Source organism: Streptomyces sp. SID14515, from assembly GCF_010548505.1.
GTDB classification, from domain to species: Bacteria; Actinomycetota; Actinomycetes; order Streptomycetales; family Streptomycetaceae; genus Streptomyces; species Streptomyces caviscabies.
This window is the reverse complement of record NZ_JAAGMH010000066.1, coordinates 1-13495: the sequence shown is the minus strand read 5'-3', so window position 1 is coordinate 13495 and position 13495 is coordinate 1. Positions and strand designations below refer to the sequence as shown.

The 13495-nt window shown below is 72.8% G+C and carries 11 protein-coding genes; all 11 read right to left on the bottom strand.

Features of this window, described 5'->3' with window-relative positions:
- Positions 1-42: 42 nt before the first annotated feature.
- Positions 43-1221, bottom strand: coding sequence for an adenylyltransferase/sulfurtransferase MoeZ (gene moeZ, locus G3I54_RS12765; RefSeq protein ID WP_164614158.1), 1179 nt, complete (start codon positions 1219-1221; stop codon positions 43-45).
- 100 nt (positions 1222-1321) lie between these two features.
- Positions 1322-2155, bottom strand: a complete 834-nt coding sequence (locus G3I54_RS12760) for a spherulation-specific family 4 protein (RefSeq protein ID WP_164614156.1) — start codon at positions 2153-2155, stop codon at positions 1322-1324.
- A complete protein-coding gene (locus G3I54_RS12755) occupies positions 2143-3108 on the bottom strand; it encodes an NAD-dependent epimerase/dehydratase family protein (RefSeq protein WP_093693877.1) in 966 nt (321 codons plus the stop codon). Before G3I54_RS12755 ends, G3I54_RS12760 begins: the two co-directional genes overlap by 13 nt.
- A 190-nt stretch (positions 3109-3298) precedes the next feature.
- Positions 3299-4507: a hypothetical protein gene (locus G3I54_RS12750; protein WP_239144348.1), complete on the bottom strand. Its 1209-nt coding sequence runs from the start codon at positions 4505-4507 to the stop codon at positions 3299-3301.
- Between the two features lie 34 nt (positions 4508-4541).
- Positions 4542-6482: a DUF3492 domain-containing protein gene (locus G3I54_RS12745; RefSeq protein WP_164614154.1), complete on the bottom strand. Its 1941-nt coding sequence runs from the start codon at positions 6480-6482 to the stop codon at positions 4542-4544.
- 190 nt (positions 6483-6672) lie between these two features.
- Positions 6673-8319, bottom strand: coding sequence for an ABC transporter ATP-binding protein (locus G3I54_RS12740; protein ID WP_164614152.1), 1647 nt, complete (start codon positions 8317-8319; stop codon positions 6673-6675).
- The gene (locus tag G3I54_RS12735) at positions 8316-9305 is read right to left on the bottom strand and encodes an ABC transporter permease (RefSeq protein ID WP_137231823.1); all 990 of its coding nucleotides are present in this window, start codon (positions 9303-9305) and stop codon (positions 8316-8318) included. The genes G3I54_RS12740 and G3I54_RS12735 overlap by 4 nt, the downstream gene beginning before the upstream one ends.
- On the bottom strand, positions 9302-10297 hold the full coding sequence (locus tag G3I54_RS12730) for an ABC transporter permease (RefSeq protein ID WP_164614151.1): 996 nt from the start codon (positions 10295-10297) through the stop codon (positions 9302-9304). Before G3I54_RS12730 ends, G3I54_RS12735 begins: the two co-directional genes overlap by 4 nt.
- A 2-nt stretch (positions 10298-10299) precedes the next feature.
- Complete coding sequence (locus G3I54_RS12725) at positions 10300-12024, bottom strand: ABC transporter substrate-binding protein (RefSeq protein ID WP_203686086.1); 1725 nt, start codon at positions 12022-12024, stop codon at positions 10300-10302.
- A gap of 250 nt (positions 12025-12274) precedes the next feature.
- Positions 12275-12370, bottom strand: coding sequence for an Ms4533A family Cys-rich leader peptide (locus tag G3I54_RS40135; protein ID WP_309544399.1), 96 nt, complete (start codon positions 12368-12370; stop codon positions 12275-12277).
- 80 nt (positions 12371-12450) lie between these two features.
- The coding region (locus G3I54_RS12720) for a DUF3152 domain-containing protein (RefSeq protein WP_203686084.1) at positions 12451-13495 on the bottom strand (1045 nt) is incomplete at its 5' end.

Genomic DNA, 13495 nt, shown 5'->3' with positions numbered 1-13495 from the left:
GTCCGCGCTGTGCGGACCGGGCCCCTGCCCGTACGGAACGCTCTAGTAGACCGGCTTCTCGGGCTCGATCTGGTTGACCCAGCCGATCACGCCGCCGCCCACGTGCACCGCGTCGGCGAAGCCCGCGGACTTGAGGACCGCGAGGACCTCGGCGCTGCGGACGCCCGTCTTGCAGTGCAGGACGATGCGCTTGTCCTGGGGGAGGTCCTGGAGGGCGGTGCCCATGAGGAACTCGTTCTTCGGGATCAGCTTGGCGCCGGGGATCGAGACGATCTCGTACTCGTTCGGCTCGCGGACGTCGATGATCTCGATCTTCTCGTCGCCGTCGATCCACTCCTTGAGCTGCTTGGGAGTGATCGTCGAGCCGAGCGCCGCCTCCTGGGCCTCCTCGGACACGACGCCGCAGAAGGCCTCGTAGTCGATGAGCTCGGTGACGGTGGGGTTCTCGCCGCAGACCGCGCAGTCGGGGTCCTTGCGGACCTTGACCTGGCGGTACTGCATCTCCAGGGCGTCGTAGATCATCAGTCGGCCGACCAGCGGGTCGCCGATGCCGGCGAGCAGCTTGATGGCCTCGGTGACCTGGATGGAGCCGACGGACGCGCAGAGCACGCCCAGCACGCCGCCCTCGGCGCAGGAGGGGACCATGCCCGGCGGCGGGGGCTCCGGGTAGAGGCAGCGGTAGCAGGGCCCGTGCTCGGACCAGAACACGGAGGCCTGGCCGTCGAAGCGGTAGATCGAGCCCCACACGTACGGCTTGTTCAGCAGCACCGCGGCGTCGTTGACGAGATAGCGGGTGGCGAAGTTGTCCGTGCCGTCCACGATCAGGTCGTACTGCGCGAAGATCTCCATCACGTTCTCGGCTTCGAGCCGCTCTTCGTGAAGGACCACGTTGACGTACGGGTTGATGCCCAGCACCGAGTCCTTGGCGGACTCGGCCTTGGAGCGGCCGATGTCGGCCTGGCTGTGGATGATCTGGCGCTGCAGGTTCGACTCGTCGACCTCGTCGAACTCCACGATGCCGAGCGTGCCGACACCGGCCGCGGCGAGGTACATCAGGGCCGGCGAGCCGAGGCCGCCGGCGCCGACACACAGCACCTTGGCGTTCTTCAGGCGCTTCTGTCCGTCCATCCCGACATCCGGGATGATCAGGTGGCGGGAGTACCTGCGGACCTCGTCGACGGTGAGCTCAGCAGCTGGCTCGACCAGGGGTGGCAGCGACACAGGAACCTCAACAATGCAGGTGGTCGGATTTCTACGTAGACCGGCTTCTTACGGTCGACTACGTACGGTTGTTCTCCCCGTAACACTGCCACGCCCCTTCTCATTCCGAGATACCGGGTCCGATCCGCGAGACGATTTCGTCCCAGTACCTGGGCAGCGCCGCGAATGGATCGCTTTGTCCGCTTCGGCCGTCCCGGGCGTTCCGATCGGTGAAGAAGATCGTCCCGGCGCCCTGCCAGCGGGCGATGCGCATGGCCTCCTCCAGATGGGTGCGCGGCACCCCGTGGACGAAGTGGGCGAACCGGTCCGGCGGATAGTCGGCCGTCCACTCGGCCACCTGGGACCAGCGGTAGTCGGTCCAGGGGCCCTGGAAGGTGACCAGCTGGTCGGCCGCCTCCGCGTACCCGGGATACGGATGGGCGCCGTGGCCCAGCACCAGACGGCCCCCGTCGTCCGCGCTGTCACTCTCCGCCAGCAGGGCGTGGAGCGTGCCGGTGAGGCGGCGTACGGCGGGCAGTCCGGCCCGCTCGGCGGGGCAGCGGGCGAGGTAGAAGCCGCCGATGCGGTACCAGTCGATGAAGGACCGGGCGTCCGCGATCAGTTCGTCGAAGGGCCGCTCGCCGTGGGCCAGGTCGAGATGGCCGAGCAGCCGGCCGCCGGAGGCGCGGACGGTGTCGTCCGGGGCCTCGCCGTGCAGGGCGCGCTCGCGGGCGTTGCGCAGTCGGCCCGCCGCCTCCAGGCAGTGCGGGTCGGGCCGGGTGCCGGGGCCGTTCGCGATGTTGAGGACGGCCCAGTGCAGCGGGGTGCCGGGGCGGGCCAGCTCGGCCCATTCGGCGGGGGCGAGCAGCGGGTGCGCGTAGCCCGGGACGCCGAAGCCGAGCTGTTCGCCGCCCGCGGTCCGGCGGGCGTCGGCGGGCGCGGTCAGATACGGCACGCCGCCTCCATCCAGATGTCCGCGAGGGACTCCTCCAGATTGATCCGGGGCCGCCAGCCGAGCCGGTCCCGGGCGGTGCGGACGTCGGCCTGCTGCCAGGCCCCGCAGCCGTCCGGATACGGGGACGGGGTGGCGGAGAGGTGTTCCATGACGGACTCGGCGGAGGTGCGCGGGGCCCCGATGGGCAGTCGCGGGGGCGGCGAGTCCAGCTCGTGGAGCGCGCCCGCGTAACCGGCGACCCTGGCCAGGACGGCGGCGGCGTCGCGGAGCCGGACGGCCCGCCCGGTGCCGATGTTGACGACGCCCTGGGCGGCGGAGAGCGAGGCGGCGTGGACGGCCCGCGCCACATCCCGTACGTCGACGAAGTCCCGCTGCACACCGAGGCCGCTGAGCTTCAGCTCGCCGTCACCGGACTGCATGGCCCGGCGCATCGCCTCGGCGAGCCGGCCGAGCGGCGAGCCGGCCGGGGTGCCGGGGCCGACGGGCGAGAAGACCCGCAGGACGACGGCGTCGAGACCGGAGCCGAGGACCAGTTCGGTGGCGGCGAGCTTGCTGACGCCGTACGGGCCGCCGGGGCGCGGCACGGCGTCCTCGGCGGTGGAGGAGCCGGGCTGCGAGGGCCCGTACTCCGAGGCGCAGCCGACCTGGACGAGCCGGGCCCCGCAGCCGCTGCGGCGCAGCGCCTCGCAGACGGTGGCGACGGCGACGGTGTTGTGGCGGGTGAGGTCCCGGGCGCCGCCGCGGGTGGCGCCCGCGCAGTTGACGACGACGCCGGGGTGGACGGCGTCCAGGAAGCGGGTGAGGGCCCCGGGGCTGCCGCCCGCGAGGTCGAACCGGACGTCGGCGTCGTCGCCGCGGCCGAGGGCCGTGAGGTGGACGGCGGGGTCGGCCAGCAGACGGTCGGCGACGAAGCGGCCGAGGAATCCGTTGGCTCCGAGCAGCAGCACCCTCATCGCGCACCGCCTCGGTGCCGACGGCGGGCTGCCGGTGCGGGGGATTGGGGGGTCATGGCGGGGTTCTCCTAGGTCAGTCAGTCGGTCGTACGGTGCTGGGGCAGGGCCCGCGGCGTCGGCTCCGCGGGGGTGGTGCGGTGGTACGTCGGTGGGTGGTACGTCGGCGGGGCGGCTCAGGTCCTCGGGTCTCTCAGGTCCGGGTGTGGGCGGAGGCCCGGGAGAGCGCGAGGGCCGCGTGCAGCAGCAGTCCGAGGGCGGCCCCGCCGCAGGCCAGCGCGGACACGGCGCCGGTCCCGCCTGCCGAGACGAGGGCGTCCACGGGACGGGCGAGGGGTTCGAGCCCGGGCAGCCGGGCGGCGAGGACGAGGGCCGGGGCGCCGGCCTCGACGGCGCACGCGCCGGCGAGCGCGACGGTGCCCGGCTCGGGCAGCCCATGGGCGGCGAGCAGCCGGGCCACGAAGAACAGCACCCCGAGGGCGACCGCCGCGACGGGCGTGCCGCCCCCGCCGAGGCCGAGGTCGGCCAGGTACAGCAGGGGCAGCAGTGCGGCGAGGAAGAGGGTGACGGCCGCCAGCAACAGGGGGCGCACGCCCGCGCCGAACTCCTCCAGGGCGCGGCTGCCGGCCAGTTTGCGGTGGGCCTGGACGGTGAAGAGGTGGGCGCACCAGGCGGCCGGGGCGACGGCGGCGGCGAGTCCGAGCAGCGGGCCGGGGGTGCCGAGCCAGGGGCCGTCCGGGCCGCCCGTCATGACCTGGGCGAGCAGCCCCTCGCCGTACACCGCGTAGCTCAGCAGCCAACAGGCGTACATCCCGGCGCGGCCCGCGCCTTCGGGGGCGCGCAGGGGGCCCCGGCCCAGGCAGGCCCGGAGCGCCAGGCAGGCCAGGACGGCGCCGACGACGGTGACCAGGGCCCGGGTCCCGCCGCCGAGGACGCCTTCGGTGACCCGGAGCAACCCGGCGGTCGCCAGAGCGGCGGCCCCGGGCAGGAGGGCGAGGAGCGTCCAGGCGGCCCGCGCCTCGGTGTCGGGACCGGGCCCGGGCGGCCCGCCGGCGGCGGGCTCCCGCGTACGGGGCGGCATACGGGCGTACAGCTCCTCGGCGAGGGCGAAGACGTCCCGGTGGCGGTAGCGGGCGGCGGTGCGGTCGGTGAGGCCGTGCGCCTCCAGACCGGCGGCGATCTCCAGCGGGTCCACGGCCCGTTCGCACAGGTCGCGGTGGTGGTGCAGCAGGGACTTCACCGGGTCGGCCGGACCCCGGCGGGCGGTGCCGGACGGGGCCCGGCGCGCCGTGGAGCGGGGCGGGATCTCGGCGGGCCGCTCCGGGACGGAGACGGGGTTCGCCGGACAGTCCGGACGGGTCGGGTCGTCCGGACGGATCGCCGGGTCGTCCGGACGGGTCATCGGGTGGTCTCCGTGGTCGTGAAGGGTCGGGTGGTCACGCATCGCCGTCCCCCGCCGGTCCTGCCGCGACCGCGCAGACGCCCTCGGGCTCCGGCTCCCGCGTGTGCTGCGGCTCGGGCTCGCCCGGCCGGTCCGGCAGCCGGGCCCCGGGCGCGGCGGCCCAGCTCGGCACGGCGGCGACGACGGCGGCGACTGCGTCAGCACCGGCATCGGCACCGGCACCGGGCCGCCCCGAGCCGTCCGGGTCCGCCGCCGGCCGGAGGTGTGCCCCGGGCTGGGTCCAGTGGCCGAGGAGGCGGGCTTCCGGCGGGGTCGCGAAGGGCAGCGGGTCGCCGTGGGCGTCCACCGTGTCGGCCTCCCGGCGCACCGGGGTGTGCGACATCAGCTCCAGGTAAATGCCGCGAAATGCCGCGAGGTTCTGTTCGACGGTGAAGAGTTCGAGCGCGCGGGCCCGTGCGGCGGCGCCCAGCCGGGCCCGGCGCTCGGGGTCGCGCAGCAGCGCGATACAGGCGTCGGCGAGCGCCTTGGGGTTGCGCGGGGGGACCACCAGGCCGGTGCCGCCGATGACTTCGACGACCGCGCCCACGTCGGTGGAGACGGTGGCCCGGCCGCAGAACATGGCCTCGACGAGGCTGACCGGGAAGCCTTCGACGACGCTGGAGAGCACGATCACACCGCCCGCGCCGTAGGCCTCGGCGAGGTCGGGGATCTCGGGGCCGCCGATCTCCTCGAAGGTGACCGGGCTGACGCCCTCGGTGTGCGCGCCGGTGGCCTCGTCCGGGAAGAGCTGGGCGGCCAGGGCCTTGCAGTGGGCGAGGTAGGTGGTGGCCTCCTCGCCCTCGGCCGGCGCGCCGAAGACGCGCAGCCGGGCGGCGGGCTCGGCGCGGCGGACCTCGGCGAAGGCGTGGAGGAGGGCGATCAGGTCCTTGGCGGGCTCGATCCGGCCGACCCAGACCAGGGTGTCGGGGCCGCCCGGCCCGTCGCCCTCGTCCGCCGCGCCGAGGCGTTCGGCGTCCTCGCCGACCGGGCCGAAACGCTCGGCGGCCATGCCCGGGTAGACCGTGCGCTGCTTGGCGGGGTCGGCTCCGCAGCGCTGTTGCCAGCGGCGGACGTGGGTGTTGCCGGGGGTGACGAGCGCGGCCTGGCGGTAGACCTCGGTGGCGAGGCGGCCGTGGAAGCCGGCGAGGAGGGCGCGCACGGAGGCGCCGTACGAGGTGTCGGAGGCGGCCAGGAAGTGCGCGCGCAGCGGGACGCCGTGCTCGGTGACCAGCAGTGGCACCCCGAAGAAGCGTTTGGCCAGCAGTCCCGGGAGGGCGGCCGCCCCGCCGGAGGCCGCGTGGCAGAGGTCGACCGCGCCGAGGCTCTCCTGGTCGTACCAGTCCAGCGAGAGCGGGCGCAGCGCGCGTTCCAGCTCGGCGGCGAGGGCGAGGTGGTCGGGGACGGTGGCGCTCTGCACGGTGCGGCCGGTGCCGTGGGCGCGGGAGGCGGCCTCCAGGATCCGCACGGTCGTCTCGGAGCGCAGGGCGAGGTGGAGTCCGCCGCGTTCGCGGGCGAGCTCGGCGAGGCCGTAGAGCCCTTCGGCGAAGAGTTCCGCGCCGGGGCCGGTGCCCGCTTCCGTACCGGCCTCGTCGGAGGTGCAGATCGCGGTGGCGAGGGCGGTGAAGTACTCGGTGAAGCGTCTGCGGTCGCGTCGTCCGTAGGACTGTTCGCCGCCGGTCACCAGCCGGGCCAGCAGGCCGCGTTCGCCGCTGCCGCGCAGGGTGCCGTCCTCGGGGGTCCACAGCGGTGCGGTGCGCACGCGGCTGACCTGGTGCGGCAGCCGGACCCAGCCCTGGTCCTCCTGGTGGGCGGAGCGGCTCAGGGCGAACAGGTCGAACTCGTGCTGCGGCAGCCCGCGCACCAGTCGGTCGCACCAGAGTCTGGACTCACCGGTCGCATACGGATAACCACCGTCGGTGAGCAGTCCGATCCGCACGAGTACACCCCCGATCTCCCTTGTGGGCGGCCGCCGTTGAAACGGCGACTCGCAGCGGGACGACCGTAAGCGGATACGCCGGTGGCGCGACGGACGGTTGTCCGTCGCGCCACCGAAAGGGGTGAACCGTCGTAACTTTCCCGCCCCGGTCGCGTTCCGTCGCGATACAGCGGTCGGTTGTTACGGAGGGTCAGGCCCGGGCCAGCTCCTTGCGGGCGGCCCTGCGGGTGTCCGCGAGGCCGGGATCGAGGGCGGGAACGGCCGCCAGCAGCTGGCGGGTGTACGGGTCCCGCGGATTTCCGTAGACCTCGTCGGCGCCGCCCTGCTCGACGATCACACCCCGGCGCATCACCGCGACCTCGTCGCTGACCTGCCGGACCACGGCGAGGTCGTGGGCGATGAAGACCAGGCCGATGCCCAGCTCGCGCTGGAGTTCCGCGAGCAGTTCGATGACCTGGGCCTGGGTGGTGACGTCCAGTGCGGAGACCGGTTCGTCGCAGACGATCAGCTTCGGTTCGGCGGCCAGGGCGCGGGCGATCCCGATGCGCTGGCGCTGTCCGCCGCTGAACTCGTGCGGGTAGCGCTCGAAGTGCGCCGGGTCCAGACCGACGCGCTCCAGGAGCGCGCCCACCCGGTCCCGGATGCGCCCCTCGTCGCTCTCCCCCGCCGCCCGCAGCGGATCGGCGACGGACTCCCCGACCGAGCGGCGCGGGTTGAGGGAGGCCACCGGGTCCTGGAAGACCATCTGGAGGTCGCGGCGGAAGGACCGCAGCTCCCGCTCGGGCAGCGAGCCGATCTCCGTACCCCCGTAACGGAGGCGGCCCGCCGTCGGGTCGAGCAGCCGGACCAGCATCCGGCCGAGCGTGGTCTTGCCACTGCCGCTCTCCCCGACGATGCCGAGCGTGCGCCCGGCGTGCACGGTGAGCGAGACCCCGTCCACGGCGGCGACCCGCCCGCTCCCCCGCCCGAACTCACGCCGCAGACCGACGGCTTCGAGCAGCGGTACGGAGGTTTCCTCCGCCCGGGGCGCGGGCACGGGCACGACCCTGCGGGTCTCCACCCTCGGCACGGCGGCCAGCAGCTCCTTGGTGTACGGCTCGCGCGGCGCGCCGAGCACCCGGGCGACCGGGCCGCGCTCCACCTCCTTGCCGTGCCGCATCACCAGCACCTCGTCCACGCTCTCCGCCGCGACGCCCACGTCATGGGTGACCAGCAGGAGACCCATGCCCGTCTCGTGGCGCAGGTCGTGCAGCAGGTCGAGGATCTGGGCCTGCACGGTGACGTCGAGCGCGGTGGTCGGCTCGTCCGCGATCAGCAGGAGCGGTTCGCAGGCGAGCGCCATCGCGATGAGGGCCCGTTGCCGCATGCCGCCGGAGAACTCGTGCGGGCGCAGCCGGGAGCGGCGGGCCGCGTCCGGGATGCCGACGCGGTCCAGCACCTCGACGGCGCGGGCGCGGGCGGCCTTGCGGGAGACGGGGCGGTGGACCCGGTACACCTCGGCGATCTGGTCGCCGACCGGGTAGTACGGGTCGAGCGAGGAGAGCGGGTCCTGGAAGACCATGGCGGCCTGCGCGCCCCGCAGCGCCCGCAGTGCGCGGTCGTCGGCCGCGTTCACGTCCGTACCGGCGACGCGGACGGAGCCGCCGACCCGGGCGCCGGTGCCCCGGTGCAGGCCGAGCAGGGCGTAGGCGGAGGCGCTCTTGCCGGAGCCGGACTCGCCCACCACGCCGAGCGCGCCGCCCGCCTCCAGGGTGAAGGAGAGCCCGTCGACGGCCCGGACGGAACCGAAGTCGACGGTGAGGCCGGTGACCTCGACCAGAGGTTCGTGCGGTGTCATGACAGGACCACCCGTCGGTCGGCCAGCGCGTACAGCAGGTCCGCGACGGCATTGGCGAGGACGACGAAGAAGCCGGTCACCAGCACCATGCCGACCACCACGGGCAGGTCGACGACCTTGACCGCGTGGACCAGCTCGCGGCCGATGCCGGGGATGCCGAAGAGCGACTCGGTGAGCACCGCGCCGCCGAACATCGAGCCGAAGTCCAGTGCGCTGAGCGCGATGACGGGCGCCACCGCGCCCCGGAGCGCGTGCCGGCCGATGATGGCCCGCTCGCCGACGCCGTACGCGCGAAAGGTGCGCACATGGTCCTCGGCGAGGGTCTCCAGCATGGCGCTGCGGGTGAGGCGGGCGTACTTGGCGGACTCGATGAGCGCCAGCGACGTCCAGGGCAGCAGCAGCCCCCAGGCCCACTGTTCGGGGTTCTCGGTGAACGGTACGTAGGAGGGGGCGGGCAGCCACTGGAGGGTGGAGCAGAACACGATGATGAGCAGCAGCCCGATGACGAAGACCGGGGTGGCGGAGCCGGCCAGGGTCAGCCAGGTCAGCACCCGTTCGGTGATCCGGCCGCGCCGCCAGGCGGAGAGCACGCCGGTGCCGACGCCGAGCAGCAGCCAGCCGGCGAACGCACCGATCACCAGCGAGCCGGTGACCGGCAGCTTGGCCAGGATGAGCTGGGTGACCTGCTGGTCGGACTGGTAGGAGACGCCGAGGCAGGGCATCGCGCAGTGCTCGGTGCCGGTGCCGGTGGAGAAGTCGCGGCCGGCGACGATGCCCTGGAGGAAATGCCCGTACTGCACGTACACCGGGTCGTCCAGCCGCAGTTGCTCGGTGACCTGGGCGACCTGGGCGGGCGAGCAGCGGGGGCCGCAGGCGATCTGGGCGACGTCGCCGGGGGCCACGTAGAAGATCGCGTAGAGGATGGCGGTCAGGGCCAGCAGGACGAGGGCGGCCCCGCCGAGCCGCCGGAGCAGGAAGCCGGTCATGCCGCACCTCCCTCGGTGTCGTGCTTGCCGGTGCCCACGCGCAGGCGGGACGCGGCACGCGGGTCGAGTGCGGTGCGGATGCCCTCGCCGAGGACGGTGAGCGCGAGCACGGTGACGAACAGCAGCCCGGCGGGGATCAGCAGATACATGGGGGCCGCCTGGTACCAGGTGTCGGCCTCGGTGAGCATCTGCCCCCAGGACGGGGTGGGCGGTTTGATGCCGACGCCGAGGAAGGACAGGGCCGCCTCGACGATGATGTTGGTGGGGAAGGCCAGCGCCGCGTACGTGATGACGGGCGCGGCCAGCGAGGGCAGCAGCTCGCGGCGGGCGATGGACCACTTCCCGCGCCCGCTGAGCCGGGCCGCCGAGACGAAGTCGAGGGACTTCAGGGTGAGCGCCTGGGCCCGCACGATCTTCGACGTACCGGCCCAGTTGATGCCGCCGATGACGAGGGCGATGAGAACGGGCCGGGGGAAGGTCTCGGGAACGATCGCGAGGAGCGCCAGGGCGATGACCATGATCGGCAGTGCGACGTTGATGTCGGTGATCCGGCTGAGGATCTGGTCGGTGCGGCGGCTGCCGAGGGCGGCGGCGAGACCGATGACCAGGCCGAGGGTGATCTGCAGGACGGTGGCGACGAGGGCGACGCCGAGCGAGACCCGGGCGCCGTACACGACCCGGGCGAACAGGTCGCGGCCGGTCTGGGGTTCGACGCCGAGCCAGTGCTCGGCGCTGATGCCGCCGAAGGAGCCGATGGGGACGCCGCCGGCCGCCGAGTCGACGAGGTCGGGGTGGTAGGCGTTGGGGTCCTGGCCCGCCAGTGCGGTGAGCAGCGGTGCGGCGAGCGCGACCAGGACGAGCAGGAGGACGACGAGGGCCGCGGCGGAGGCCGCGCGCTGGGCGCGCAGCCTCTGCCGGAACAGCCGGGCCCCGGAGGCGGGGGCGACGGCCGGCGCCGCTCCCGCCTCCTGGACCAACAGTGCTTCGGACATGGTTACTTGACCGCGACCTGGGAGACGTCGAGGACGCCGGTCCAGTCGCTGATGACGATGTTCTTGACGTCCTCGCCGTACAGCCGCTTGTAGACCGGGTGGAACAGCGGGACGGTCAGGGCCTTCTCACCGATCTTCTGGTCGAGCGCGCCCCAGCGGTTGGCGGCGGCCTTCAGGTCGGTGATCTTGTTGATCTCGTCGATCTCCTTGTTGACCTCGGGGTCGTTCAGGAAGCCGGTGTTGAAGTTGGCGCCGTCCTTCACGATCTGCCGGCCGTCGAAGATCGGGGCGAGGAAGGGACCGCCGGAGGGCCAGTCGGCGCCCCAGTGGGCGAGGAAGAAGCCGGGCTCCTTCTTCGCGCTGTGGATGGTGTCGGAGTAGTCGTTGCTCTCCAGGCCCTGGAGCTTGACGGTGATGCCGGCCTTCTTCAGCGCGGCCTGGATCGCGGTGGCGATCTCCGGGCTGGTCTCGAAGTCCTTGTCGTTGGAGTGGGTGAGGGTGACGGTCAGGCCCTTGTCGTGCCCGGCCTCCTTCAGCAGCTCCTTCGCCTTCGCCGCGTCACCGGTCTCGCCCGCCGGGAAGTGGTCGTAGGGCGTGTGGCCGAAGGAGTCCCGCTCGGGCAGGAAGGTGGTCGCGGGCTCGGCGAGCGAGGAGCCGCCGGCCGCGTTGACGATCGAGGAGCGGTCGATGGCGTACGAGATCGCCTGGCGCACCTTCGGGTCGTCGAAGGGCTTCACCTTCGGGTTGAAGGCGATGTAGTTGGTGTAGCCGAAGTGGCCGGTGCCGACGCGGTCGGCGAGCTTCTTGTCGCTGCCGACCTTGGCGAGTTCGGCCGGGCCGAGGTTGGTGTCGGTGGTGACGGCGGCGGCGTCCGCGCCCTGGGAGGCGGAGAGGCGCTGGTTGATGACGGCGGAGTCGAGGCCGGAGCGGACGTCGATCCGGTCGGGGTAGGCCTTGCGCTCCTCGTCGGTCTTGGCCGACCAGTGCGGGTTGCGCTCCAGGACGAGGCGCTCGCCGTCGTTCTCGTTGGTGACGACCTTGTACGGGCCCGAGGCGAGCGGGTGCTCCTCGTACTTGGTGCCGTTGTCCTTGGCCTGCGGGACCGGGGTGGTCTGGGTCTGGGTGGCGAGGTAGGGGAACTCGCCGACGGGCTTGTTGAGGTGGAAGACGATCGTCTTCTCGTCGGGCACCTCGATGGAGTCGAGGCCCTTCTTGTCCTTGTACGGGCCCTGGTAGTCGGCCCCGCCGATCAGCCAGTCGCGCAGGTAGGGCGCGCCGCCGGAGAGTTCGGCGGCGAAGGAGCGCTCGATGCCGTACTTGATGTCGGCCGAGGTGATCGCGGTGCCGTCCTCGTACTTGAGGCCGTCCTTGAGGGTGTACGTCCACACGGTGGCGCCCTTGCTGGGCGTGCCCAGGTCGGTGGCCAGGTCGGGGACGACCTTCGCGCCCTCGGCCCCGTCCTCGCGGTTGCGGGTGGTGAGGGTGCGGAAGACGAGGGAGGGGACGTTGCCGCCGCCGGAGGTGTAGAGCCGGGCGGGGTCGAAGTCCTGCTGCGCGTTGCTGTTGAGGATGGTGAGGGTGCCGCCCTTCTGCGGCTTGCCATCGGCCCCGGAGGCACCGGAGGCGTTCTTGCTGTCCTCGGGACCGCAGGCCGCAGCGCCCGCGGCCAGGACGAGAACGGCGGTGGACGCTGCCACGCGGCGGGATATGAGCGACGGTTGACGCATCGGAAGATGACCTCTCGGAATGCTGCGAGCGAAAGAAGCGGAAGAAAGCGGAGAGAACAGAAAAGCGGCATCCGCGCAGGCGACAACGAGAAGACGGACCGGACCCCGTCACCGGGGAACGAAAAGGAAAGAGCCGCGCCTGCGGACGGAAATACGTCCGGGCGCGGCAGTCATGGGGGCCCGCCGGAGCCGAGGAAAGGGCTCACGGGGAAAGGTGAAGAAAAAGGGCCGACGCGCGCTCGGACAGGCGTCAGCGACAGAGAATGTCGGCTACGCAGTGCCCGGTCACGCCGAGAAGCGCCAGCTCAAGGGCGGCGATCTCGGAAGGTGCGGGGCTGCGCGACATGCCGAGAAATATGAACGACCGCCCTGACCGCTGTCAAAGCGGAACAAGACGGCCGTCTCATCATGCGGACGTGCGGGGGGTCAACCGGTGGGGTGCACCCAGGGGTTGGGCTTGCACTTGATGCCTTCCAGCTCAAGGGTCTTGGTCTGCTGCTGCATGACCGGGGCCAGGGCGCCGGGAGTGCGGCAGCTCACATGGTTGTGCCCCAGCCGGTGGCCGACCTCGTGGTTGATGAGCATCTGACGGTAGGGCAGCAATTGGTCCCGGCCGAAGGTGGCGGCGCCCTGCGCCCAGCGATAAGCGTTGATCATGACGCGGTCGGTCGAGGCGGAATCGCAGGAGACATTGTCGATCGTGGTGTCCAGACCGGATTTGGCACACCAGTCGCCGGTGGTCCCGGGGCTGGCGAGCGTGATCACGAAGTCCGGGGTGCCCGACGAGATGCGCTCGAAGGTCATCGCGCCGTTGTGCGCCCAACTCCGGTCGTCGTTGAGCGTCTTCTGCACGGCTTCGGCGAAAAGTCCGGCGTCGAGGCCGAGACCCTTCTCCACATCGATGCGATAGCGGTGCTTCTGCCCCTTTCCGGGGGCCTTCGCCAGACCGGGCACGGCCTCGAACGTGCCGCTCGCCTTCAGATCCGCGGCGAGCGGATACGGCTGCGCCATCTTGGCGGCGTACGAGAGGGGCTTGACCTCGGGCTTGACCGAAGGCTGCTCCGGGGTCGGGCGGGCGTCGGAGCGGGAGGCCTCCTCGCCCTGGCCCTGCCGCTCAACTTCGGCGGCGCGCGCGGCGGCGGCACGGCCGCCGGAGTCCTCGGCGACCTGTCCGGCCACCACGACGGCGAGCACGGTGGTCACCGCGGCGGCGGCGATCCCGGTGAACGTCCGGCCCTTGGAGCCCCGGGGCGCGGAGCGTTCGTCCGGCTCACCGGCCTCGGCGTCGTCCGCTCCGTCGGAGGGCCCGGCGGGCGGCGCGGAGGCGGTGTCCGGGGCCTCGGCGTCGAAGGCGTCCACGAACTCCCGGCGCGGGCCCGGCACCGGGGGGCCGTCGAGCGTCGGCTGCTGGGCCGCCCGGCCGTCCGCGGCGCGCTGGGCCGCGCGCTGGGCGGACACCTGACGGGCCACG